The organism is Photobacterium obscurum, assembly GCF_026191635.1.
Taxonomy (GTDB): Bacteria; Pseudomonadota; Gammaproteobacteria; order Enterobacterales; family Vibrionaceae; genus Photobacterium; species Photobacterium obscurum.
Genome location: NZ_JAKRRW010000003.1, coordinates 295,616 through 321,083, shown reverse-complemented (window position 1 = coordinate 321,083; position 25,468 = coordinate 295,616). Strand labels below are relative to the sequence as shown.

Sequence of the window (25,468 nt, the reverse complement as noted above, 5' to 3'; positions counted from 1 at the left end):
TAGCAAACAGCCCATGAAGTTTCGAGACAAGAGCTGGTTATAAACAGTAGGATTTACTTCTTTACAATGTCTTCGTTCTGAACACTGACTTTCACGGGTTTTCCGAGTAAATTGATCAGCATAAACGAGCGCTTCTCACCATCGGGTTCCTGATAAATAGCTTCAATGCCCTTAAATTGACCCTGTTTCAATTTCAGGCTCTCACCCGGGCGCGGCAGGCTCGACAGTTTTGACTGATGCTCTTCACAATCTTCATTCATCATTAAGCCATAGATCAGATCCGGCTGGACAACCTGCGGTCTCGCTCCCTGACGGATAAAGTCTGCAACTCCTCGGGTTGAACGTATTGTTGTATAGCTAATAGTTTCAGGATCAAAGTAAACAAACATATAACTGGGAAATAAGGGCTCAGACACTTCAACCCGTTTACCACGCACAATTTTCTGTACCGTTACCTGTGGGTAGTAACACTCAACCCCCTGACGATCAAGATTGATCACCGCGCGTTCTTGCTCACTACGCTTGCAATATAGAAGGTACCAATCTTTCATATTTTTCTCTACAATTCACCGCCAACTGACATCTGCCATAAATTATAAATACTGGCATACAAAGAACAACTTATTCCACTTCATTGAAGTAATCGAGCAAAATTTCACTTCACATGCTTACATCAATTGTAACAACTATTAAAAAGTATTTTTTATGGTTTAAAAATCCAATATTTACATAAAAAACAAATTAAAACACCATTCAATAACAGCATTCCAAACAATCCCCCCAAAACACCCATATGAATCTGAGTTTTCATTTTTGAATAAAAGATATGCAACCACTTTAAAATCAATAACTTGGCGTGTTTTTCTTTTGTTCTGCAAATGTGAAAATTTGCAGTTTAAAACTTTGTCCTTTATAAAAAGAACCGAATTTGCAAACACACAAACAATTCATTACTAGAGAATAATTATGAGCAATCTGAAAAGTGGTACATTGCTTGGCCACCCTAAAGGTTTGTTCTTACTGTTTGGAACAGAACTGTGGGAACGATTTTCTTACTACGCCATGCGCGCAATATTGGTACTTTATCTTACAGATAAAACCATCAATGGCGGTCTTGGCTGGTCGACTCAAGACGCACTTAACCTTTACGGCATCTACACCGGTCTCGTCTACATTACCCCTCTAATTGGTGGATGGATTGCCGATAACTTCCTTGGCCAGCGCCGCTCGATCATCATCGGTGGTATCCTAATGGCACTTGGCCAGTTTACCTTGGCACTGCCTAACAGCATGGTCGACCCGCATTCTGTTACCGCCTTCTACCTAGGCTTAGGTTTACTGATCATTGGTAATGGTATGTTTAAGCCAAACATTTCAACCATGGTTGGTGATTTGTACCAAGAAGGTGATAACCGTCGTGACGGTGCATTCACAATCTTCTACATGGGTATCAACCTAGGTTCTCTACTAGCTGGTATCATCGCTGGTACTGCCTCTGCTGCTTACGGCTGGAAAGCCGGCTTCCTGACAGCGGGTATTGGTATGCTAATCAGCCTGGTAACTCAGATGGTATTTGCCGAACGCCTGCTAGGCGATATTGGTAAAGTGCCTGCAGCCAAGCGCGCCGCAGCGATGAACAAGTCTGGCAAACAAGAACCACTAACCAAACAAGAGCGTGACCGCCTGAAAGTCATCATGATCATGGGTCTGTTTGTGGTTATCTTCTGGGCTGGTTTCGAGCAAGCCGGTGGCCTGATGAACATCTTCTCGCAGCAATATACTGACCGTATGATCGGTAGCTTTGAAGTCCCTGCGGCATGGTTCCAGTCTTTGAACCCATTCTTTGTTATCACACTGGCACCTATCATTGCATCTATCTGGGTGAAGATGGGGCCTAAAGAGCCAAGCTCTCCTATCAAGTTTGCAATGGGTCTATTTTTCCTTGCAGCAGGCTTCCTATGCATGATTGGTGCGGTTATGCAGCAAGGTGGTGACATCACAGTTAAGACATCAATGATGTGGCTGGTTGGCGCTTACTTCTTCCATACTCTGGGTGAGCTTTGCCTATCTCCAATCGGCCTATCAATGGTAACCAAACTTGCTCCGCTACGCCTGGCCTCTCTAATGATGGGTGCATGGTTCGGCTTTAACGCCATTGCTAACTATGTCGCTGGTATTGTCGGTGCGCAAGTTGGTGAAGCAGGCCCAATGGCTATCTTCAGTGGTATTGCAATTGCAGCTACTATCGCTGGCGTACTTCTACTACTTTGTTCTAACCAACTTATCCGCTGGATGCACGGTGCAGAAGGTAAAGTTGTTGAAGATGACGTTGCTGAAGCGCAGCCAGTTGAAGCGTAATTATTTTTATAATCCAAGAGCGGGGACCTAGATCCTGGTTCCTCATTCCTGGATAAAGCAAAAAGCGAGAACCTAGGGTTCTCGCTTTTTTTTATTTTGGGTGTCCAGGAACGGCTCTTTATATCATTGGATCAAATCAAGCTCTTGCTCTTCCTAGGTTCTGTTTTTCTCGGGGCGATGGAACCTACTTTTAAAACCCACATCGCTTCAATGTTAGGCTAAAACTGGCCGAGCCTATTTCACTCAACGACAGTCGCCCCCCAGATTCAGATAGCTGCAGCTTCACAATATCATTTTTCCCAGCATTCATACCTAGCCATGGCTGGGCAATAATCTCTCTATCCCCTTCACTCGTTTGAAGTACAGCGGACAAGCCTGCTGATGTCACTGATAAACTGCGATCACAGGCATCAAAAATACCAAATAGTGCTTTTATGGGTGAGGCATAACCTGAATGTTTTATTCCTTTCTCAATCAATTGAATAAGGCTGGCAATATTATTTTCATCTGACATCCGGGTACGAAGATAGTCATTAAAGAAAGCACGTATTAGTAGCGTAGTCGCTGTGCCATTTTCGTCCCCAGCTGAAGAATCAACAAGATAAAAAGCCAATCGTCCGTCAATCAGCCAAGTGTAATCCAATAATACAGGTTGAATATCCGCCGACTGCAGAACGCAGTAGTTTAACTGCCAGTCACCTTGCTTAGACTCGGTATCAGGCATAAGCCCCATTAACAGCTCACGAGCTGCCCGTGGGTTGGCTTTTAGCTCTTCAATATGCCACTCAAGCTCTTCATCAATTCCACTCTCATCTTCAACCACACCAAACCATTGGCTAGAAAAATCTCTGGTTTCTGTGGCTGAGTCTTGTGATTTTAAAACCGACAAAATAGCAGACTTCAACACCATGATGTTATCAAGCGGTTTAATTAAGAAGTCCTTAACACCATGCCTAAGTGCTGTAGCAACATCAGCCATGTCACCCGTTCCAGATATAACGATTACCGGTACCATGGGATATTGCAAAGAGATTTCTTCAACAAACTCCATCCCAGTTAAAACCGGCATTGCCAAGTCACACAGCAACACATCAGGGATGCTATCTCTTAATGCCTGCAAACCACCCAGACCATCCTCCGCTTCACGCACATTACATCCCTGGCTTTTTAGAAAACCAGTAATCATCAGACGGAACACGGGATCGTCTTCGACAACGAGAACATCTTTATTCTCAAGCAAAGGTTGTGCCCTCCATGAATGATGAGTTGCCACACCCTGCTCTTGCTCAGGGGAGCTGACAAATTTATCTGAAAAAGTGTGCATGAATACCTGAATTGCTGATCAACCTAACAAAAGCATAGGTCGGAATTTATGTTCCGTCATGGTTATCAAGCTTTTCAAACCAGAAAGAGTACGATTATGCAACCTACTTCAAATATTGATCTTTTTAGAATTAATGACTCCCCATCGTCAAATAAGACTGAGATATTGATTTACAGCAAAACTTGTTAGGATAATGACATATTTCAATATATTTTGTTATACAATTCCCAATTATAAGTTTTCAGTGATGTATAGTTATGAAGCTTGACGATTTAAATTTGTTCCGCATGGTTGTTGAAAATGGCAGCTATACCGCCGCCTCTCGAAAAACTCAGGTACCCGTTGCCACATTGACCCGACGGATCCAAGCCTTAGAAGAGTGCCTCAGCATTCGCCTGTTAAACCGTCATGCACGCAAGCTTTCATTGACTGAAGCTGGACAAAAATTCTACGACGATTGCAGCCCACTGCTGCAACAGCTGGTAGATACTAGTGAACAAATCAGTGAAGAATGCAAGGGTGCTGCAGGCAAGCTTAAAATTGCTGCCCCTTCTAACCTGACAAAAGTCATGCTGCAGCCGATGCTGAACGCATTCATGCTGGATCACCCGGCCATTAATATTGAGCTACATATGAGCAGTGAGCCAGAGCAGCTTGACCCAACTGACTGGGATGTCATTTTCCGTGTAGGGCCACAACGTGACTCAACGCTGATTGCCAGACGAATAAGTGCTGTCAAAGATATTTTGGTAGCCAGCCCCGAGTATTTGAAAAATAATGCTGAGCCCAAGCACGCGCAGGATCTCCACCAGCATTCGCTATTAAAGGGAAAACCTTTACTGCGCTGGCGCTTAACCGACTGTAATGGAGAAACCATTGCCGTTAATGAGCGGGGACGCTTTGAAGCAAACCAACTCAATGTTGTTCGTAAAGCCTGTGTAAGCGGCCTCGGGATCACCCTGATGCCAGATGTTATGCTTGAAAAATATATCGCTTCCGGCGAGCTGGTGCGTATTTTAGAAAACTGGTCAGCTAACCCGCGTGAAGTTTATCTGCTTTATAATCACCGTGATTATCAACCAGAAAAACTCCGCCTATTTATTGAATTTGCCAGCCAATACTTCAAGCTCTAACCCTCGTTCCTGCTTTCCAACCAGCCAGATTCTCTGGCTGGTTACTCCCAATTTCTTGCCAAGCCTGTTAACCCCGACTAAACGTTAATATACCAAACAGAACAATTATCTGTTCTGCACGAATACCTACAATCCTAATGGCAAGAGTGTACCGTTGAAATAGGACAGGTGATCTTGAATGCGATGCTAACTAGCAAGTTCACGCACACGACATCTAGACGAAAGGTCAGATAGTTATTCTGTTTGGTTACGCAAAAGAGCACCATTGTGGGTTGGGTTATTGCACTAAGTGTTCTTTGGACTAATGACATTATCGTGCGGAATTCGCACCTGATAACGAGGAAACGTTATGATTCTGGGACATTTATTCGGACTATACACGCATCCGAAACAAGAGTGGCGTGCCATTGACAAGGAACACGAAGGAGTCCAAAGCAGCCTCAGTCACATTCTACTGATCGCTTTACTACCACCAATATTTGCTTTTATCTCCAGTGTATTCATTGGCTGGCGTATTGGTGTCGGTGAGCCTATTTTCTTAACCCAGTCCAGTGCCTTAGGAATGTGCATTGCAATGTATATTGCCCTGGTCGCAGGGGTGTTCGCCCTCGCCTACCTAACCTACTGGATGAGCCACACATTTGGTTCAACGCCAACCTATACACAAGCTCTTGAACTTGCGGCTTATACTGCAACCCCGTTATTTATGATCAGTATTGCTGCTATCTATCCACAAGTATGGTTCTTGATGATTGCCGGGCTGATCGGGATTGCCTACTCAGTCTACCTTCTATACACCGGGGTGCCGATCCTCATGCACATTCCCGAAGAACGTGGCTTTATTTACGCCAGTTCAATTGTGACCTGTGGCTTGGTTTTGCTGGTATCGATTATTGCCGGCTCCGTCATTCTCTGGAATATGGGACTAGGGCCGCAGTTTAGTCATTAAAAAACAGAGGCTAGTTGCGGGGCCCTAGTTCCCAGAAAAAGCAAAAGCGAGAGGTCGATACCTCTCGCTTTTTGATTTTGGGTAGTGGGTACTGACAGAACCTTGAAACTTGCTCAAGCTCTAGCTACTCCCTAGAGCCTGCCTTTCCTAGCCCTCCGTTCTTAAACCCCTTCGTTGTGAAGCTCCAGGTTCGCTAAATCCTGCTGGATCCCACGCTTAGTCTTGGAATCTTCGCTTCGAAGTGATTCTAGATATTCCAAATATTCTTGGTTCACATCACCGGTAACGTATGTTCCGCTGAACACTGAGGCTTCAAACTGCGGGATATCAGGATTGCCTTCCGATACCGCGGCCACCAAATCCTGCAAGTCTTGGAAAATCAGGCCGTCAGCACCAATCATTTTGCAGATTTCATCGACTTCACGGCCGTGGGCAATTAACTCATTTGCGCTTGGCATATCGATACCGTACACATTCGGGAAGCGAACTTCTGGAGCAGCTGAAGCAAGGTAAACCTTATTGGCTCCTGCTTCCCTTGCCATTTCGATGATCTGCTCAGATGTCGTACCGCGAACAATCGAATCATCGACCAAAAGGACATTTTTATCTTTAAATTCCGAGCGGATCGCATTGAGCTTACGGCGAACTGACTTACGGCGCATTTGCTGGCCAGGCATGATAAAAGTACGGCCAACATAACGGTTTTTCACAAACCCCTGTCGATAGGGCTTATCTAACATACGGGCAATTTCCAGCGCACTGTCGCAAGATGTCTCAGGGATTGGGATCACTACATCGATATCAAGGTCGTCCCATTCGCGTTTGATTTTCTCGCCTAGCTTGGTGCCCATACGAACACGCGCACCATAGACTGATATCTTATCAATAAAAGAATCAGGGCGTGCAAAATAAACAAACTCAAAGATACATGGATTTAGAGCCGGGCTCTCTGCACACTGCTCAGTAAACAGTTGGCCATCAAAATCGATGTAAACCGCTTCACCAGGCGCAACATCACGCATAAAATCAAAACCCACAGCATCCAGAGCTACCGACTCCGAAGCCACCATATATTCAATCTTGCCATCAACCTCACGCTTGCCCAAACAAAGCGGACGAATACCGTTCGGATCGCGAAAAGCTATCAGGCCGTGGCCAATGACCATCGCGACGACAGCATAAGCGCCGGAAACAATGCGGTGAACTTCACGAACAGCAGAGAAGATTTCGGTGGGGGTAATCGGATAACTTGGGGAGTTTTCTAATTGATTGGCGAGAACATTAAGGAGTATTTCTGAATCGGAAGTCGTATTAACGTGGCGCTTGGCCTGCTCAAACAATGTTTCCTTAATATCGGCGGCATTGGTCAGGTTCCCATTATGCGCCAACGATATGCCATAGGGCGAATTCACATAGAATGGCTGTGCTTCCGAGGCACTTGAGCTACCAGCCGTTGGATAGCGCACGTGACCAATCCCCACATTTCCCTGCAGACGCTGCATGTGCCTCGCTTCAAATACATCACGCACAAGTCCGTTCGCTTTACGCAGACGAAAACGATTGCCTTCCAGAGTAACAATACCGGCAGCATCCTGGCCGCGATGCTGTAGCACGGTCAGTGCATCATAGATAGACTGGTTTACCGGGGTTGAACCCACGATTCCGACAATACCACACATGTCCTAAATCCTCGTCACGCATTAAATAGCAATTATAACCGTTTCATTTAACTAATAATTTTCAGCGGGAATCCGAAGTGTCCGAATGCCCGCCGAAAGCTCATCAATCAATAAAACCGTCTAAACACCGATGCTACAAGGCACCGGGCAAAAAGCTTGATGTGTCTTTGAGGTATGTGAAGAACCATTCTATTACAACGCCAAATTGCGGGATTAGCTCCGACTGTTTCCACCATTCGGCGTCCGAGAATCCCGTGAAGGCATCGATAAAAAACAGCAGGGCCGACACTATAAGCACGCCCCTCACTCCACCAAAGACAATGCCCAGAACTCGATCTGTCCCTGACAGACCCGTTTTCTGTACTAACTGTCCTATCACATAGTTCACCACGGCACCGACTATCAGTGTGGCAATAAACAATGCGGCAATGGCACTACCATTCCGTACCATCTCATCCTGGATATTTGTAAAATATGCTGCAAGTTGATTATAAAAGTTACTCGCGATAAAAAATGCAGCAAACCAAATTACCAGTGATAAAGCTTCCTTAACAAAACCACGGATCAAACTGACCAACGCAGAGAAGCCTATTACGCCTAAAATTACGTAATCTATCCAAATCATCATTTGTTATATTCGTCTTGTTGATGCGTATTCTAACAGAAAAAATGAGAACGCAAACGTTTACCTAAGGGTTAAGTGGGTTAAATCTGAGCAATCGGCCTTTTAATCCGGTTAATTTTTCCAAATCTTTGACCTGTGCAGACAACTTCGCTTTCGACACATCCGGACCGACTACCACTCTCGCCAAATCGCCTTTTTGAGGCTGCTTGGGAAATACATGTGCCTGGTAACCGGCATCGCGCAGCTTAACAACCAACTGGTTGGCATTATCGAAATTACGGAACACACCCAGTTGTACCACCCAACCACTGTCAAGATTACCGGCCTTCGGTTTCTCGACAGGCTGCGGGGCAACTTTAACCGGCTCACTAATTGATTCCTGCTCTTGTGGTTCATCGATAACCACAGTGACTGGTTCCGGAGGCAAATCAACCTCGGCAAACTCAGGCTCGGGAATGGTCGCAAACTCGTCTTCGATACCAATCTCAGGCTGGAGAGGAATGCTGGCGAACTGCTCCTGATAATGCTGCTTCTTACCATCAAATAAATCCGGCAAAAAGATAACTCCGATAGCAACCAAAATAATGGTTCCGACTAACCGGCTTTGGAATTTACTCGCCACGTCTACTCCTGTGTTGATGCTATATGGCTGGAAATCTGCCCAACAGTGTAAAACGAGCCAAACACGATTACCATATCCTCCTCACTGGCCTGTGTCAGCGCTGCGTCATAAGCTTGCTCTGGGGTTGGGAAAGAAAGAGTATCTATGGGTAAGTTCGCGATGATCTCATCAGCCGTTGCGGCTCTGGGGCCTTCTAATGATGCCGGATACCACACATCCACAACTGATGTCATTTCAGCAATTGTCGCGGCAATATCTTTGTCATGCAGCATCGCAACGACCGCATGGATACGGCCTTTGTTTTGCCGCTGTTTCACCTTTGCCAACTGCGCGGCAAAATACTGGGCTGAGTGAGGGTTATGGGCGACGTCCATGATAGTCAGCGGCGACTCAGACACTTGTTCCATTCGACCTGGCAGCGAAGCTTTCGCAAGGCCATTGGCAATATTCTCATCACTCACATCAAGTTCTGCGACCCCAAGCGCCATCAAAGCCGTCGCGGCGTTAGGAAGAGGCAACGCGGGTATCGGCAGCCTGTCCAAATCAAATGCGCCACAATGCCAGCTCCAGGTATCATCCTGTAGCTTATAATCGAACTGGTAGCCAACTTGATACAGTTTGGCACCGATATCATCGGCATGAGCCGGAACGCTTGCTGGTGGGTTAGGCTGGCCACATACCGCAGGCTTTTGCGCTCTGAAGATGCCCGCTTTCTCATAGCCAATCACCTCAATATCATCCCCTAGCCAGTCAACATGATCGACTGCCAGACTGGTGATAACAGAGACATCATGATCGACAATATTCGTCGCATCAAGGCGCCCACCCAATCCCACCTCGAGGATCACCACGTCGACCTGGTGTTGCTTGAATAGCTGCAAAGCCGCCAGTGTACCAAACTCAAACAAGCTCAGGCTCACCTCGCCACGGTACTGCTCAATAGCAGCAAACGCCTTGCTATGCTCACTATCAGCAAGCTCATTGCCATTTATTCGCACTCGCTCATTATATCTCACGAGGTGCGGAGAACTGTAAACCCCGGTTTTGTAGCCAGCGTCTAGTAGAATGGCTTCTAGAATGGCGCAGGAGGACCCCTTACCATTTGTACCGGCAACGGTGATAACACGCTGAGCAGGTTTAGTTAGCTGGCCGCGAGTCGCGACGTCAAGAGCACGATCTAAGCCAAGGTCGATGGCGCTGGTGTGAAGATTTTCTAGATAAGTCAGCCAGGTGGCTAATGGGGCAGTTGCTGATGGTGCTGTCAATCCGGACATTCTTTATAGTTCTAAATTAATACCTATGATGAGTACTAATTTACCACTTAACCGAGTCAGAGTTCATGCTCACAAGCGAATTAATTTATTCGATAATCCACTCTGTGAGCATGATTGACAGTTTTTTCGCGATTCAATAAGAAAAACGATTATTCCTGTTCGTTATCTACATCTGAATCCGCTTTCACCTCTGCAGGTACTGGTTTCACAACCGGTACCACCATTGGTGATGTTGCATGAGTCAGCTTGGCGATGATACCACCGATACGCTGACGCATTTCACGACGATCGACAATCATATCGATAGCACCGTGCTCAAGCAGGAACTCACTGCGCTGGAAGCCTTCTGGTAGCTTCTCGCGAACAGTCTGTTCGATAACACGCTGGCCAGCAAAGCCAATCAACGCCTTCGGCTCACCAATATTGATATCACCCAGCATCGCCAGACTCGCCGATACACCACCCATCGTCGGATCAGTCAGCACCGAGATAAACGGCAGACCTTTGTCTGACAGGCGCTCTAGTGCCGCACTGGTTTTCGCCATCTGCATCAGCGACATCAGTGCTTCCTGCATACGGGCACCGCCACTTGCAGAGAAACAAACCAACGCACAGTTGTTAGCGATAGCTTCATCAACCGCACTGACAAATTTCGCACCGACTACAGAGCCCATCGAGCCGCCCATAAATGAGAACTCAAACGCACAGGCAACAAGGGGCTGCTCTAGCAGGGTACCCTTCATAACGACCAACGCATCTTTCTCGCCGCTATTTTTCTGGGCTGTAGAGATACGGTCTTTGTACTTTTTCGAGTCGCGGAACTTCAGCTTATCTTTTGGCTCCAGTTCGGCGGCAATTTCAACTTGACCTTCGGCATCAAGGAAAGTTTCAAGGCGACGACGCGCCTTCATACGCATATGGTGATCACACTTAGGACAAACTTCTAAGCTACGTTCCAGGTCTGCGTGATAAAGCACTTGTTCACATGAAGTACATTTGGTCCATACCCCTTCAGGGATCGACGCTTTTCGAGAAGAAACAATGTTGCTTTTTGTGAGAATCTTTTCAAGCCAGCTCATGAATGACCTTTCATCTTCTTATTTCCCGCCTAAATAGCCGAGAATTATAAATTCGTTAGTTTACCGAGGTGGAATTAAAGCACAAAGTTGTCAATCTGTAGATAAAAAACTGGTTGTACTAGTTGGTAAAGGGGAGCTAGATCCTAGATTCTAGCTCCTGAACGCTCGTTTCGTGTTACAAAATTCAGTTTTTTTGGGGACTGCTTCCTGTTGGGCAGGCTTGCCGAGACTCAAGAGCGTGTAAAGCTCTTTCTCTCCCTAGGAGCTAGGAACACGCACCCTGCTCTTACTTAGTCTGCCAAAAACAGCGGACCTAGCGGCACCCTTGGCAACCCACACTCTTCCGGATAATCCACATCAACCAAGTACAACCCCTCAGCCTTAGCCGTCGCCCCTGCAAGGGTACGGTCTTTCTGCTCTAACAGCCACTTCATCCACTCTGGTTTTTCTTCACCGCGTCCCACTTTAATCAGACTACCGGTGATATTTCTAACCATATGATGAACAAATGCATTGGCTTTAATATCAATAATGACAAAATTTCCCTGGCGCGAAACATTCAGGTGCATAATGTTACGCCACGGGCTACGGGACTGACAGAAAACGGCACGGAAGGACGTGAAGTCATTCTCACCCAACAGGTACTGTCCTGCCTCCTGCATTTTCTCAACGTCTAGCTCACCGTGATAATGGCTTACGCCTGTTCCTAGAATCGCAGGGCGCAACGCATGGTTATAAATAATATAGCGGTAACGGCGCGCTGTAGCCGTAAAACGAGCATGAAAATCATCATTCACTTCCTTTGCCCAACGAACAGTAATATCTTTCGGCAAATGCGTGTTAACACCCATGGTCCAGGCCGCCATCTTACGTTCGACATTTACATCGAAATGGACAACCTGTCCGGTACCGTGAACACCGGCATCCGTACGGCCTGCACACTGAACCTCGATAGGTTGGTTGGCAATTTTACTCAGCGCCTTTTCCAGACGTTCCTGCACACTATCAACGTCACGCTGACGCTGCCAACCATAATATTTGGCACCATCGTATTCGATACCTAAAGCTATTCGCATAATTTACTTCGTCTTACTGTCGGCACAGCTGGCCTGTTTATCTAGGAGATAGGAGATTATAGGGAAAAAAGCCGGCAGAGCCTAGGGGATAAAACTGACAGTCACGTTGCTAGATTTTGGTTCCTAGCTCTTAGTGACTAGTGCCTAAAAAAGCAAGAAGAACATTTTCTGCCCCGAAAAGAAAAAAGCGAGAGCCATAGCTCTCGCTTTTGGGTCCTGCTTCTTCTAGGCTCTAGGCAAGCCGACCTTCTCCAACAACCCTTTTGCTTCGCGCTTACTTTGGGCATCGCCGTTATTCGCGACCTCCACCAGCAAATCTGCGGCACCTTCGGTGTCATTCATCTCAAGGTAGGCTTTGGCTAAGTCTAACTTACTGGCGTACTCGCCCTGACTATCGACATCAAACGCCGCAACATCAGACAGTACATCCGGAAACTCATCAAGGCCGACATCCAGATTTAGTGGCTCGTCTTCCACTTCTACCGAGTTTTCCGGCTCCATCTCTTTCATCAATTCATCAATACTAATGTAAGACGATGGATTGATCTGCTCATCAACCAGTTCGCTTCCCGCCTCGCCCTGAAGTAGCCCTTGTGACTCGGCCTCTGCCAACAACAGCTCTGCATCAAACGCATCGACATCTTCAATCTGCATTTGCGGCTGCTCAGCCCAATCCTCGGTTTCGAGTTCCGGCTCAGGGCTGCTCGCCGCCCAAATTTCAGAGTCTTCTTCTGGCATACCAAGCTCAGAGTCTGACAGTTCAGCAAGCGGCTCATCAGAACCAAAGCTTTCACCAAATGAAGCAGATAACAACTGCTCTCGCTCAGCATCAAGCTCATCCTGAATGGCAAAATCCGTATTGGCTGTAAACGGAGCGGCTTCATCAAGGATAGCCTCTGCAAACGCCGCCGCATCATTATCCATTGAGTCAGAAAGCGTTTCATCGCTAATCACGGAGTCGGCAGCAAGCTCATCGCCACGGATTTCATCGCCGGTAGCATTACTCAGAACATCTTCCGGTAATGGCGAAATAGATGCTTCATCCACCTCATGCTTCACCGGTTCATCAAACTCAGTGGCAACCTCCGGTTCAGAAGCAACAGGCGACTCAATCACACGCTCAGGCAGCACCATCTCTGAGTCAGACTGAATATCATCTATAACGCTATCAGGATCACTTAACAACGCCGCCATATCCAGGCCGGCAGAATCAACCAGCTCATCATCAAACATGTCAGCAGGCGGTTGAGGTTCATGCGCCGTAGGCTGAGGCTCTGGCTGACCATTCAGACCTTGTTCTAACTCATACTGCTCCAGCTCATGCTGCTCTTCAAAAGAAGCCTGAAGCGCTTCATTTTCACTGAACTCTGGCAATGAATTCGGGTCAATGGTTTCAAACTCAATCTGCTGCTCGCCATGAATTGACGCGGGCTGTTGCTCAGAAATACTGGCTTCAGGCTGTTCAACCTGTTCGTCAAATACTGGTTCAGAGGCAAGATCAGCATTATCTGGCTGTTCAATATGAAGCGGCTTCTCAGCAGCTTCAGCGGCTTGCTGCAACTGCTTGACAATGTTATCTAACGCGACCTGCTCTTCATCATCAGACAGCTGAACCGGTGTCTCCTCGAAGGTTTCAGCTTCAGGATCATTGAATGCCGCCTCTTCATCGAACTCAGGGAAATCATCCAGGTTCAATGGTTCTGCATCTGCAACATCAAGCGGTTCGATTTGAGGCTCAACCAACGACTCTGATTCGGCAAGCGCCACTTCCTCGTCAAACGTCGGGAACTCATCAAAACCCTCACCGGACAATACACTTTCTTCCAGTTCGGTTTGAACCCGAGATGTATCATCCTGCGGTACAGCGACAGCTAACTCCGGTTGCTCTGGTTGCTCTAATCCTAACTCTAAGTCGGATTCTGGTTGTAGCTGAACATCCTTCTCACTTCGCTCATCAACGGCAGCTGGCGCTTCATGTTGCTGCTCGTCTACCTGTAACCCTGGTTGCAAATCCTGTTCATGCTCAATGTTTTCAAGCAACTCATCAACGCTGCGCTCGATGACTTCGACATCATTATCATTACTGACTTCTGGTTCGTCCAGAAGGCCTTCGACATCTGCCAATAAGGCATCGATATCCTCGGCTTCTACCGAGTCATTCAAGCCCTGCTGCGGAGCCTCTAGTGGCGGTTCCAAAACCGTTTCGACCTCAGGCTGTAAAGCCTCGGTGACAGGCTCAACGCTGTCCTGGTTTGCCTGCTCTTCCAATACATCATTGAAAATATCTTCAAAATCCGGCTTGTCGAGCTCAGGGAAGTCAGCATCATCAACAGTCTCTAACGACGGCTCCTGCGAAGGCGCTGAAAAGGCCTCCTCAAAAGCAACGGCTGCGATATCTTCCGGCTGCTGGGTCAGGAGCTCATCGTTCTCTGGTACCGATTCAAACTCAGGCTCAGAGAAGTTATCTTCCGAGGGCTGGCTTTCTGCGAGCGGTGGCTCTGGGTACTGTTCTTCTGAAGATATGGCTTCTGACTGATTAGCGTCAATAAACGAAGAACCTGTAGACTCTGGCTCTAATAGCTCTGGTGACGAAGTCAAAGGCTCAGCAAACATATCATCACGAGTCGCAACATCTAACGGACTACTGTGCTGGGCTAGAATATCATCCAGCAGCTCCGTACTGCTTTCATCGATCACCACATCATCGATGTTAAGCTCTGGCTCTTCGGCAATGTCAGCCAATCCCGCCGCGTTGTCTTCTGCTGCACTATCTAACTCGTCAACCAGCTCGTCCAGAAGCGCCGTACTGTTCTCATCAATTGATACGCTAGGGTTCAGTAGTGAACTATCCTCTTCATCCCCATCAAGCAATTCGTCCAATAGCGCCGTACTGTTTTCTTCTACCTCGATATCACTGGTCAGTTCATCTTCTTCGATCAGCTCATCCAGCAGTGCGGTACTATTTTCTTCAACTTCTATTTCACCGGTATCACTGCTCAGCGGCTCTTCTTCAACCAACTCGTCCAGCAGTGCGGTACTGTTTTCATCAAACAATGCATCAAGTTCGGCACCGATATCATCCTCTGATATGGCTTCCGCCTCAGCGGCAAACATAGCATCGGCATCGGCTAACGCCTGATCAATCGCTGCCTGTTGCGCCTTGTCTTCACCCTCGGTCATCACGGTTTTAGCTGGCGGTTCAGCCACCTCTGCCGTCCCGACCGAATCAAACAATGAATCCAGTTCATCTTGCGCAATGACCTGCTGTGATGCATCGCTTGCAGCAGTATCATTATCAGCAGCGGCTTCCTTGAGGCTCTGGCTGTCCTGCATCTGTTTTTCAGCCTCGACCTCAGACAGCAGGTCATCAAGAATAGATTGATCCAGCAGGCCATCCTCGATTTCCTGCTCTGTCATCAAATCATCATCTAGCGCATTCAACGAGCCATCATCAGAGAGGTCAAAGCTTTCTTCATCATCAGCATCGTCTTGAAGCGACTGCTCCCACATGGCAGCCAAAGCCTCATCAGAGCTAGGCTCTGATGTCTGCTCCATTTCATCAAGTGCTCGCTCCATATCTTGGAGCCCGATAGCCTGTTCATCACCTTTTACCGATATGCTACTTGTCGATAAACCACTATCGATTTCAAACTCATCATTATGGTCATCACCAAGCTCCAATATATCGATTGAATCAGATTGCTCATCTGAATCAAGCGATGTCTCTGCTGAAAACAGGCTATTTTCAGGTTCGTCAAACAGCGATTCACCGTCATCAGCAAACAGATCATCAATATCATTATCGTCATTAAGAGGTAGGTCCGGCACCGCCTCATCACCGCTATTAACAGGAGGAGGAACCATTGCAGGCTCTTGTGCTTCAGGTCCTTCGAGCGCTTTAGTCTCATCCTCTTTCTTACGCCTTAACATAAAGAACGCAAGAACGCCGGCGATCAGTGCACCTGGAATCAAAGCCACCGCGGCTAACATCCAAGGACTGGCAATCAAACTATCAAACCATGACGGCTGCGGTGCAACAGGCTGCGGCTGTTGAACTTTTTGCTCTTGGATAAAGTCTTTAATTTGCTCACGTAGCACTTCATCACTACTGATCTGGTCTTTCAGTGCCGTCACTTCATGCTGCATTTCCGACAAACGTACACGCAGTAAATGGTTACTTTCCAATAGCTTGGTAATTTGCTCATCCGAGGCATCAAGCTGCTGCTGGAGGGCAACGGGCTTGGCTGGGATCCCCCCCTTGGCAATCTCACTGACTGGTGGCTTCACGGCCTCACCATTTGGCTTAGTCGTGGTTTGGCTAACAGGTTGCTCTTTGGCTTTATCTGGCTTTGGAAGAGCCGCAGCCACTACCGTTGGCGCCGGCTTCGTTCTCGGTTTGGGAGCCGGTGTGCTGGCAGTTGAAGAGCGTGGCGCTGGTGTCGATGCCTGACGGGACTGGCGTCGCTTGTCGGCCTCAAGGCGGCGTTTTACGCTATCAACATCCTCCCGGCGGATCTGCGCCAGAGTCGGCATCACCAGTGTACTGTCGGGGATCAGGCCATGAATATTGTTCTGTTCAAAAGCCGATGGGTTCGCGCGGTGAATCGCCCCTATCACCTGATAGACAGAAACTTGATTATTCGGGCGGGAACGAGATGCAATTGACCACAAGGTTTCATTGCCCCTTGTCGGTCCATAACGGGTCACGGAAGCGCCATTCTGGGTTGCTGCACTCTGGGTACGCTCCGCAACGAAGGCAGACTGCTCATCAGCAGAAGGGCCAATAATACGTACGGTATTGGCTTGTACCGGCATATGAAAGGCTGCGGTAGTGAAAATAACCGGTAATAGTAAACGTTTTATCATAGTCGATAAGTCAGACACTGCCTGCTGTCCTCTCTGACAGAGATAGGAAATTTAGTTTCGAGTATAAAGGCTTTAGCATAAAAAATTAGACTAAACCACCGAAATACTAGACTCTACATTCAATTAAGTGGCTTTAGCATAAAGAATCTATCGGCCTTGCATCAAGACTCTTGAGCGGTAAATGAGGATTGTTGCTCACCTGACATGTATGTCAAGACAGTCGGTGGGGTTTTACTATAAAGATCATGATTAAGAGCGGCCCTTGAACCACAGAGCCGCTCTTGGTGTATTACAAATACTCTTCGATCAGTTTCTCGGCGATCTGTACGCTGTTGGTAGCAGCGCCTTTGCGGACGTTGTCCGCAACAACCCACATGTTCAAACCACATGGGTGGCTGATATCTTCACGGATACGGGCAACCATGACGTGGTCTTTGCCGGTAGCATCGCTTACCTGAGTTGGGTACTCGTTGCCGTGAAACACTTCGATGCCTTCGGCATTTTCAAGCAGACTAATGGCTTCCTCAACATGGACTGGCTGGCAAGTTTCAACATGAACTGCTTCTGCATGGCCATAAAATACCGGGACACGAACACAGGTCGGGTTAACGCGAATATTGTCGTCGCCCAGGATTTTCTGGGTTTCCCACACCATTTTCATTTCTTCTTTGGTGTAGCCGTTGTCCATGAAGTCATCAATATGTGGCAGGCAGTTGAAAGCAATTTGCTTATCATAAGCCTTGTTTTCCGCCGGCAAGCCATTCAGCAACTTCGCTGTCTGCCCCGCCAGCTCATCAATACCTTTCTTGCCGGAGCCAGATACTGACTGGTAAGTCGCAACATTGATTCGCTCGATACCATAAGCTTCATGGATCGGCTTCAACGCTACCAGCATTTGGATGGTAGAGCAGTTAGGGTTGGCAATAATGTTGCGGTTACGGTAGTCAGCCAGCGCATGCGGGTTCACTTCCGGCACAACCAGCGGAACATCGTACTCATAACGGAAACGTGATGTATTATCGATAACGACCACGCCGTGATCCGCTGCAATCGGTGCCCAGCGGTCAGACGTTTCTGCACCGGCAGAGAAAAGTGCAAGCTGCACCTGGCTCCAGTCAAATTCTTCTACATCTGTAACGCGAACGCTTTTGCCTTTAAAGCGCAAGGTTTTCCCAGCGCTACGCTCAGATGCAAGCAAATATAGATTGCGAACAGGAAAATTGCGTTCCTCTAGGACTTCTACGATGGTTTCACCGACAGCGCCTGTTGCGCCGAGTACTGCAATATCAAATTCCTGGCTCATGGAGTTTCCTCTACTGTAAAACCTAATTCAGCCAGCGACTCTACCCCAAAACCTGCCTCTCCGGCTACCGTAATCGCACTATATTCACGTCGATCCCAGTAATTTTTCCTCATCCGGTCAAAAGCGGCAGCCATACGAGCATCATCACCCGCCGAATCAGCCATTTCTCGACGGAAAAGTGCGTCATCTTTGCGAACATCATAGATTAGCTGGATCAGGGTAAATAAATCCTCTTCTTGCCAGCGCTTACTCAGTTTAACAAAAGGCACCGGAGCCACCGGCAGCAAACTTGATGCGGCAACATGGTTCTCTAGGCCAAGGAATTCGCAGTATCGATTGAACACCATGGTTGTGCCACGAGCCTTGCCTTCGAGGCCATAACCGGCAATATGCGGCGTTGCAAAAGCCAGTAGCGGCAGTAACTCCAAGTCAACCAAGGGTTCGTACTCAAACACATCCAGTACAGCCGTTAGTGCTTTGCCTTGACCAGACTGAGCCTGCAGCAAAGCCGATTTCAGCGCCGCATTGTCAACAACTGGGCCGCGAGCCGCATTTATGAGGATCGCATTGGGTACAAGCTGGCTCAAAAATGCCTGATCGACCAGGTGATAGGTAGGAAACTCGCCATCACGAGTAATTGGCGTATGCAGGGTGATCACATCACATTGCTGTTGCAGCTCTTCCAGGGAGTGGAACTCACGGCTGTCGCCATTCAGCTCTTTCAATGGATCATTCAACAGGTAACGGATACCCAGGGCATCAAGGCACTTTGCGAGGTAGGTACCGACGTTACCGGCACCAATAATACCGACGGTTTTATCAAATATTGAAAAACCCTGCTGCTGGCCCAATACCATCAGGCTACTTAACACATATTCGGCAACCCCAACTTTATTGCACCCAGGTGCCGCCGTGAACGTAATACCACGCTCGGCCAGCAGGGGTTGATCCACATGATCCTGCCCTGCCGTTGCCGTACCGATAAATCGCAGCGTATTGGCTTTATCCAGAAGCGACTCATTGACTTTGGTCACAGAGCGGATCATCAGCGCATCGACATCAATCAAATCATCCGCTGTCAGCGTACGACCCGGTTTAGCCACCACTTCACCTAGCTGGCTGAATAATTCAGCAGCATAGGGCATGTTTTCATCTATGAGGATTTTCATGGGGGGTTCCTAGTTCCTAGAACCTAGAACCTAGTTTCCAGATTGCTGAATCCAGGAACTAGTTCGGGGAAAGTGTTGATTTCAGAACGTTAATTTTACTGCTAAGTGTCTACGTTGGCTAGAACTCCTAGGCCCTAAAAAACCTCCCGTAAGAGTCAAGCTTTAGCTTTTATCTATGAACTAGATTCCAGGAACCCGCTCCTGTTTTAGGCACAAAAAAACCCGGCATAAAGCCGGGCAAAAAAATCCAGGATATAAAAACACTAGCTTCTGCGATAGACAGCTCCCGCAAAAGAAAATACTATTCACAAAAGCTAATGTAGCGTCTGTTTTATAGGCACTGGCTATAGATAAACTAATCTGCCGAAGTCTCTGCGAAAAGTCATCTTAGATTAGCCACTTAGTCAGTGCCGCTCCCGGACAAAGACAAAAGAAGTTACCAGTCGCGAGAAAAGAGTGTCGAGTCTCTTGAATCTCGTCGCTTGTTACTCATAGCTTTAAACAGGAGGCCCGGGACCAGGCCCCGTATTCTTAGCCTTCGTACTTCTTAATCACTAGCGTAGCGTTCGTACCACCGAAACCGAAACTATTCGACATTACCGTCTTCAGCTCCTGCTCACGGGTTTCTGTTACAATGTCCAAGCCTTCAGCAGCTGGATCAAGGTTTTCAATATTGATGCTTGGCGCAACAAAGCCATTGTCTAGCATCAGTGTTGAGTAAATTGCCTCGTGAACACCTGCCGCACCCAGTGCGTGACCTGTCATAGCCTTAGTTGCAGAAATTGCTGGGCTGTTTTCACCAAACAGTTCCTGAATCGCACCAAGCTCTTTCACGTCACCAACAGGGGTAGATGTACCGTGGGTGTTGATGTAATCAACCGGCGTATCAAGATCCTGCATTGCCATCTTCATACAACGTACCGCGCCTTCACCAGAAGGAGCTACCATATCGTAGCCGTCAGAAGTTGCACCATAGCCTACGATTTCACCGTAGATTTTCGCACCACGAGCCAGAGCGTGTTCCAACTCTTCGACAACCAACATACCGCCGCCGCCAGAGATAACGAAACCGTCACGGTCTGCATCATAAGTACGTGACGCCTTAGTTGGATCGTCATTGTACTTAGTCGACAATGCGCCCATCGCATCGAACATCATGGTCAGAGTCCAGTCTAGCTCTTCACCGCCACCGGCAAAAACAACATCTTGTTTGCCTAGCTGGATAAGCTCCAGTGCGTGGCCAATACAGTGTGCAGAGGTCGCACACGCAGAGCTCATGGTGTAGTTCACGCCACGAATTTTAAATGGTGTCGCCAGACATGCCGATACCGTCGATGACATCGTACGAGGGACCATGTATGGACCAACACGCTTAACGCCTTTCTCACGTAGAATATCTACGGCCGCGCATTGGTTGTACGAGGATGCGCCACCCGAACCCGCCACTAGGCCAGTACGGTCATTAGAAACCTGTTCTTCAGTAAGACCTGCGTCTTCAATTGCCTGCTCCATAGACAAATACGCAAATGCTGCGGCATCGCCCATGAAACGCATTTTTTTACGATCGATATGTTCAGACGGGGTCATCTTTAAGTCGCCCCAAACATTGCTTCGCAGCTTCATTTCTGCGAACTGTTCAGAGAAGTTGATACCGGATTTACCCGTTTTCAAAGACTCCAGCACTTCTTTAACGTTGTTACCGATGCTGGATACGATACCCATGCCTGTAATTACGGCTCGTTTCATGATGAATTCCTACTGTCATTTAACGATGATGATAATAACGGGTTTATTCACGGAAAGTGGTCAGCTTTCCCTACTATCAGGTACAATCCCCGTCAATTTCACTTAATTTGATCGTTATTACTGCTGTTAAGGTACGTTACCTAACTAAAATCAAGCAATAACGATAACCTGTTACACCATTACATGAGGTTTCCCCTTTGCCAGACCTGTCTAACAAGCGCATTGAAAATGCCATTCTTGACTGGAATGAGTCCGGTACCCCGGTATCCAATGACTTTGACGATGTTTATTTCTCCAATGCCAACGGTTTAGAAGAAACTCGCTACGTTTTTCTCAAACAAAACGGATTACCCGAGCGTTGGGAAACCTTTGACCGTCGACGCTTTGTCGTCGCCGAAACCGGATTCGGTACCGGCCTGAACTTTCTGGCCGTGTGGCAATGGTTCAAAGCCTTCCGCCAGGCTAATCCCGATGCACAGGCCAAAGAACTACATTTCATCAGTTTTGAAAAGTTCCCGGTCACCAAAGCCGACTTGGTCAAGGCCCACCAATCTTGGCCTGAACTCGCCGAGCTGGCCGAACAGCTACATGCCCATTACCCATCAGCCGTCGCGGATTGTCACCGCATCGTGCTGGAAGATGGCATGATCACCCTTGATTTGTGGTTTGGCGATATCAAAGAGTGTATGCCTCAAGTATGGACCAATGATGACGGTATTGTGGACGCCTGGTTCCTTGACGGCTTTGCGCCAAGCAAAAACCCGGAAATGTGGAACCAGGATCTGTTCAACGGTATGGCAAAACTGGCTCGGGTTGGGTGTACCACAGCAACATTTACCGCGGCAGGATTCGTACGCCGCGGATTAATTGAAGCCGGGTTTGAAATGGCTAAAGTGAAAGGCTTCGGTACCAAACGGGACATGCTGGCTGGCTCTGTCACCAAGCGACAACACAAAGCCAACTTCAAGCCATGGTATAAACGTACGAGCGCAGAAAGCCCACAAGATGTTGCGATCATCGGTGGTGGCGTCGGCTCGGCAACTGCAGCCCTGTCACTCGTTCGCCGTGGTATCGATGTCACGTTGTACTGTGCCGATACGTTGCTGGCAGAGGGTGCTTCAGGTAACCGTCAGGGTGCGGTATACCCATTGCTCAATGGCTCGAACGATGCGCTCTCCCGTTTCTTTGCCCCAGCTTTTCTCTATGCTCGCCAGTTCGTCGAGCAGGCTGCTAATAAGAAAACTTTCGCTCATGATTGGTGTGGTGTTACTCAATTGGCCTGGGATAACAATGCCAAGACCAAACTGGACAAAATGATGTCCGGTGGCTTCCCTGAAGCCTTGATCAGAAGCCTTGATACAACACAAACCGAGCAGATTACGGGTGTTCCCTCTGGCCACACGAGTGTCAATTACCCGCTCGGCGGCTGGCTGTGCCCACAAGAGCTAACCCGCGTATTGGTTCAGCTTGCCCAGGAAAGCGGCCACCTGTCGTTAAAAACTGACACCGAGATTTGTCAGCTAGAGCAACAGGCTGAAACGTCTGGCTGGACTCTGACTGATTCTCACGAAAACAAATACCAACACTCTAACGTGATTGTGGCCAATGGCCACCGTTTTGCAGAATTCGAGCAGACCAAAGCCATCCCGGCCTCTCCGGTGCGCGGACAGGTGAGCCATATTCCAACCAACAAATCACTATCGGCACTTAAAACCGTACTGTGCTATGACGGTTATCTGACCCCGGTTAACCAACAAACACAGAGCCACTGCATCGGAGCTAGCTACGGACGAAATAATACTGATTTAACCTTCAGCGACGCAGAACAAACCGACAACAAACAACGCTTGGTTAACTGCCTGCCTGATACTGACTGGCCAGCTGAGATTGATGTGTCAGGCAACCAGGCTCGTGTCGGCGTCCGCTGTGCCAGCCGTGATCACCTGCCATTTGTCGGTGACGTTTGTATCTACGGCCAATTAGTTGAACAGTATGCAGATCTGCGTGATAACCAAGACACTGCCAAAAGTGTACCGGTTTACCCGAACTTGTACTCTATGATTGGGCTGGGGTCTCGCGGCCTAAGTTCTGCCCCTCTTTTAGGCGAATTGCTGGCATCACAGATCTGCGGCGATCCTCTACCGCTTCCTAACGATGTCCTAAATGCCCTGCATCCAGGACGGATGTGGGTACGTCGGTTAGTTAAAGGCAAACAGCTTTAAGATCCTAGCTCTTAGAAATTAAGACCAAGATAAGAACGAGAAGCGAGAGGTGTAAGCCTTTCGCTTTTTTGTTGGGGTCCTTGGTCCTGCAAGACTGATTCTCTGAACCTTGAAGCTAGGTCAAGCTCTTGCTCTTCCTAAGGCCTGTTCTTCCAAAGGCCTAATACCGACTTTTCCTGGGAACTAGGATCTAGTAACCCGCACCGGCTCTTCCCTATTCCGCCTGAACCGTTACCGGTGGTGCTGGATCGTCCCCACCTCCGGTATCTGATACCGCAACCCCGATAACGATAGCTGCAACACCGACAGCCAATACCGTTGCAGTTAAGCCACCAGCCGAAGCAGCCATGGCCGTATCGATACCTGCAGCGGTCCCTTTCTTACTCGCTTCTTCCGCAGCGTGTGAAGCAGTATGTACAGAAGATGTCGACTGTGAATTAACTGGAGGGTTGGTCGATGTTCTCGTTCCGGACTGCACGGCGGCACCATCAGCAGCACAGGCCGACATACTCATCATCCCGGCACAAAAAAGTGCAATTGTTGTTTTGTTCATATCATTCCCCGAACCACAAGCGAGCTTATTGATATGAAAGTAAGTATAGGAGAGGTTCTCGCACCTTGAGTCGAGATCTGAGGAGTGAAGTGTAGAGTATTAGAAATAAGAATGAGAGAGAAGCGAGTAACGAGACGAAAGGTGCTCGTTACTCGGGAAATAAACAGGCACTGGGCACTGCAAGTAAAATTCAAAAGCACCAAGAAATAGTCGAGCTTTTGCTTTTCCCTAGGATCAGTTCTTCCTAGAACCTAATACCGGCTTTTGATCAATCCGCGCCAAACAAATCGCGGGTGTAAACTTTGTCTGCTACGTCTTCCAGCTCTACCGCCATACGGTTGGAAACTATCACATCAGACATCTGCTTGAACTGCTCGAGATCCGTAATCACTTTCGAATTAAAGAATTCAGATTCCTTGAGTACAGGCTCATATACAACCACTTCAATGCCTTTGGCCTTGATACGCTTCATGATGCCCTGAATTGAAGAGGCGCGGAAATTATCAGAACCGCTCTTCATGATAAGGCGATAAATTCCCACCACTTTCGGCTGCTGGCTGATAATTGAGTCTGCCACAAAGTCTTTACGGGTACGGTTCGCATCAACAATCGCGCTGATAAGACAGTTCGGTACCTGCTCATAGTTGGCACGGAGCTGCTTGGTATCTTTAGGCAAGCAGTAGCCACCATAACCGAATGACGGGTTGTTATAGTGGGAACCAATACGAGGATCTAGACCAACGCCTTCAATGATTTGGCGGCTATCTAGACCATGCGTTTCCGCATAAGAATCCAGCTCGTTAAAGTAAGCAACGCGCATCGCTAGGTAGGTATTAGAGAATAGCTTCACCGCTTCAGCTTCTGTTGAATCAGTGAACAAAACAGCAATATCTTCTTTGATCGCACCTTGTACCAATAACTCGGCAAACTGCTGGGCACGTTCAGAACGCTCGCCCACAATAATACGGGAAGGGTGCAAATTATCGAACAGTGCACGCCCCTCACGCAAAAACTCTGGTGAGAAGATAAGGTTATCACAACCCAACTCATCCCTAACACGCTGAGTGTAACCAACAGGAACCGTCGATTTAATAACCATTACCGCATCAGGATTAATGGCCATCACATCTTTAATCACAGCTTCTACCGACGAGGTATTAAAATAGTTCGTCACCGGATCATAATCTGTCGGCGTTGCAATGATCACAAACTCAGCGCCTTCATAGGCACATTGTTTATCAATCGTTGCAGATAGGTTTAGCGTATGATTTGTCAGGTACTCGGTGATCTCTTTATCTTCGATAGGAGAAATACGCTGATTGATTAGATTTACTTTCTCTTCAACAATATCTAGCGCAATCACTTCATTATGCTGAGCCAAAAGCACAGCATTAGAAAGGCCTACATATCCTGTTCCTGCAACAGTAATTTTCATTACTCTACCTCAAACTATTCAACAACCAGTGCCAGGGTAACAAAGAAAGTCTAAT

Annotated in this window: 18 protein-coding genes; 4 read left to right on the top strand and 14 right to left on the bottom strand. The window is 47.8% G+C overall.

Annotation, left to right across the window (positions count from 1 at the left end):
• Positions 1 to 53: 53 nt before the first annotated feature.
• Complete coding sequence (gene rfaH / locus MD588_RS05600) at positions 54 to 551, bottom strand: transcription/translation regulatory transformer protein RfaH (RefSeq protein ID WP_265695963.1); 498 nt, start codon at positions 549 to 551, stop codon at positions 54 to 56.
• A gap of 415 nt (positions 552 to 966) precedes the next feature.
• Between rfaH and MD588_RS05595 the strand changes: the two genes are divergently transcribed.
• Positions 967 to 2,358: a peptide MFS transporter gene (locus MD588_RS05595; protein ID WP_265695962.1), complete on the top strand. Its 1,392-nt coding sequence runs from the start codon at positions 967 to 969 to the stop codon at positions 2,356 to 2,358.
• Between the two features lie 190 nt (positions 2,359 to 2,548).
• On the opposite strand, the gene MD588_RS05590 is transcribed toward MD588_RS05595, so the two are convergent.
• Positions 2,549 to 3,598 (bottom strand): response regulator, encoded by a 1,050-nt coding sequence (locus MD588_RS05590; RefSeq protein ID WP_265695961.1) that lies wholly within the window; start codon positions 3,596 to 3,598, stop codon positions 2,549 to 2,551.
• Between the two features lie 341 nt (positions 3,599 to 3,939).
• Here MD588_RS05590 and MD588_RS05585 point away from each other — a divergent pair, with 341 nt between their 5' ends.
• Together MD588_RS05585 and MD588_RS05580 are read left to right on the top strand one after the other, a co-directional pair.
• Positions 3,940 to 4,815, top strand: coding sequence for a LysR family transcriptional regulator (locus MD588_RS05585; RefSeq protein WP_265695960.1), 876 nt, complete (start codon positions 3,940 to 3,942; stop codon positions 4,813 to 4,815).
• A 349-nt stretch (positions 4,816 to 5,164) separates the two neighbouring features.
• Positions 5,165 to 5,764, top strand: coding sequence for a Yip1 family protein (locus MD588_RS05580; protein WP_265695958.1), 600 nt, complete (start codon positions 5,165 to 5,167; stop codon positions 5,762 to 5,764).
• 161 nt (positions 5,765 to 5,925) lie between these two features.
• Here the strand turns inward: MD588_RS05580 and purF are convergent, their stop codons facing one another.
• From purF to fabB, 10 genes are all read right to left on the bottom strand, one after another.
• Positions 5,926 to 7,443: an amidophosphoribosyltransferase gene (gene purF / locus MD588_RS05575; RefSeq protein ID WP_265695956.1), complete on the bottom strand. Its 1,518-nt coding sequence runs from the start codon at positions 7,441 to 7,443 to the stop codon at positions 5,926 to 5,928.
• Between the two features lie 133 nt (positions 7,444 to 7,576).
• Complete coding sequence (cvpA, locus tag MD588_RS05570) at positions 7,577 to 8,068, bottom strand: colicin V production protein (protein ID WP_265696106.1); 492 nt, start codon at positions 8,066 to 8,068, stop codon at positions 7,577 to 7,579.
• Between the two features lie 64 nt (positions 8,069 to 8,132).
• The gene (locus MD588_RS05565; protein ID WP_265695955.1) at positions 8,133 to 8,690 is read right to left on the bottom strand and encodes an SPOR domain-containing protein; all 558 of its coding nucleotides are present in this window, start codon (positions 8,688 to 8,690) and stop codon (positions 8,133 to 8,135) included.
• Between the two features lie 2 nt (positions 8,691 to 8,692).
• Positions 8,693 to 9,964 (bottom strand): bifunctional tetrahydrofolate synthase/dihydrofolate synthase, encoded by a 1,272-nt coding sequence (gene folC / locus MD588_RS05560; RefSeq protein WP_265695954.1) that lies wholly within the window; start codon positions 9,962 to 9,964, stop codon positions 8,693 to 8,695.
• Between the two features lie 149 nt (positions 9,965 to 10,113).
• A complete protein-coding gene (gene accD / locus MD588_RS05555; RefSeq protein ID WP_265695953.1) occupies positions 10,114 to 11,043 on the bottom strand; it encodes an acetyl-CoA carboxylase, carboxyltransferase subunit beta in 930 nt (309 codons plus the stop codon).
• Between the two features lie 290 nt (positions 11,044 to 11,333).
• The gene (truA, locus tag MD588_RS05550; RefSeq protein ID WP_265695951.1) at positions 11,334 to 12,119 is read right to left on the bottom strand and encodes a tRNA pseudouridine(38-40) synthase TruA; all 786 of its coding nucleotides are present in this window, start codon (positions 12,117 to 12,119) and stop codon (positions 11,334 to 11,336) included.
• A 225-nt stretch (positions 12,120 to 12,344) separates the two neighbouring features.
• Positions 12,345 to 17,003 (bottom strand): FimV/HubP family polar landmark protein, encoded by a 4,659-nt coding sequence (locus MD588_RS05545; protein ID WP_265695950.1) that lies wholly within the window; start codon positions 17,001 to 17,003, stop codon positions 12,345 to 12,347.
• A gap of 271 nt (positions 17,004 to 17,274) precedes the next feature.
• A complete protein-coding gene (locus MD588_RS05540; protein ID WP_265695949.1) occupies positions 17,275 to 18,288 on the bottom strand; it encodes an aspartate-semialdehyde dehydrogenase in 1,014 nt (337 codons plus the stop codon).
• A complete protein-coding gene (locus MD588_RS05535; protein WP_265695947.1) occupies positions 18,285 to 19,457 on the bottom strand; it encodes a 4-phosphoerythronate dehydrogenase in 1,173 nt (390 codons plus the stop codon). Before MD588_RS05535 ends, MD588_RS05540 begins: the two co-directional genes overlap by 4 nt.
• Positions 19,458 to 19,988: 531 nt before the next feature.
• A complete protein-coding gene (fabB, locus tag MD588_RS05530) occupies positions 19,989 to 21,203 on the bottom strand; it encodes a beta-ketoacyl-ACP synthase I (protein ID WP_265695946.1) in 1,215 nt (404 codons plus the stop codon).
• A gap of 206 nt (positions 21,204 to 21,409) precedes the next feature.
• Here fabB and mnmC point away from each other — a divergent pair, with 206 nt between their 5' ends.
• The gene (mnmC, locus tag MD588_RS05525; protein ID WP_265696105.1) at positions 21,410 to 23,425 is read left to right on the top strand and encodes a bifunctional tRNA (5-methylaminomethyl-2-thiouridine)(34)-methyltransferase MnmD/FAD-dependent 5-carboxymethylaminomethyl-2-thiouridine(34) oxidoreductase MnmC; all 2,016 of its coding nucleotides are present in this window, start codon (positions 21,410 to 21,412) and stop codon (positions 23,423 to 23,425) included.
• A 214-nt stretch (positions 23,426 to 23,639) separates the two neighbouring features.
• On the opposite strand, the gene MD588_RS05520 is transcribed toward mnmC, so the two are convergent.
• Complete coding sequence (locus tag MD588_RS05520) at positions 23,640 to 23,978, bottom strand: hypothetical protein (protein WP_265695945.1); 339 nt, start codon at positions 23,976 to 23,978, stop codon at positions 23,640 to 23,642.
• A 268-nt stretch (positions 23,979 to 24,246) separates the two neighbouring features.
• Positions 24,247 to 25,413 (bottom strand): nucleotide sugar dehydrogenase, encoded by a 1,167-nt coding sequence (locus MD588_RS05515; RefSeq protein ID WP_265695943.1) that lies wholly within the window; start codon positions 25,411 to 25,413, stop codon positions 24,247 to 24,249.
• Positions 25,414 to 25,468 lie beyond the last annotated feature (55 nt).

Bases quoted from the DNA above. Each gene is read 5' to 3' on its own strand.
- MD588_RS05595 (WP_265695962.1), top strand. From the start codon at position 967: ATGAGCAATCTGAAAAGTGGTACATTGCTTGGCCACCCTAAAGGTTTG.
- MD588_RS05520 (WP_265695945.1), bottom strand. From the start codon at position 23,978: ATGAACAAAACAACAATTGCACTTTTTTGTGCCGGGATGATGAGTATG.
- cvpA (WP_265696106.1), bottom strand. From the start codon at position 8,068: ATGATTTGGATAGATTACGTAATTTTAGGCGTAATAGGCTTCTCTGCG.
- rfaH (WP_265695963.1), bottom strand. From the start codon at position 551: ATGAAAGATTGGTACCTTCTATATTGCAAGCGTAGTGAGCAAGAACGC.
- MD588_RS05580 (WP_265695958.1), top strand. From the start codon at position 5,165: ATGATTCTGGGACATTTATTCGGACTATACACGCATCCGAAACAAGAG.
- MD588_RS05515 (WP_265695943.1), bottom strand. From the start codon at position 25,413: ATGAAAATTACTGTTGCAGGAACAGGATATGTAGGCCTTTCTAATGCT.
- purF (WP_265695956.1), bottom strand. From the start codon at position 7,443: ATGTGTGGTATTGTCGGAATCGTGGGTTCAACCCCGGTAAACCAGTCT.
- accD (WP_265695953.1), bottom strand. From the start codon at position 11,043: ATGAGCTGGCTTGAAAAGATTCTCACAAAAAGCAACATTGTTTCTTCT.
- folC (WP_265695954.1), bottom strand. From the start codon at position 9,964: ATGTCCGGATTGACAGCACCATCAGCAACTGCCCCATTAGCCACCTGG.
- truA (WP_265695951.1), bottom strand. From the start codon at position 12,119: ATGCGAATAGCTTTAGGTATCGAATACGATGGTGCCAAATATTATGGT.
- fabB (WP_265695946.1), bottom strand. From the start codon at position 21,203: ATGAAACGAGCCGTAATTACAGGCATGGGTATCGTATCCAGCATCGGT.
- MD588_RS05535 (WP_265695947.1), bottom strand. From the start codon at position 19,457: ATGAAAATCCTCATAGATGAAAACATGCCCTATGCTGCTGAATTATTC.
- MD588_RS05585 (WP_265695960.1), top strand. From the start codon at position 3,940: ATGAAGCTTGACGATTTAAATTTGTTCCGCATGGTTGTTGAAAATGGC.
- MD588_RS05540 (WP_265695949.1), bottom strand. From the start codon at position 18,288: ATGAGCCAGGAATTTGATATTGCAGTACTCGGCGCAACAGGCGCTGTC.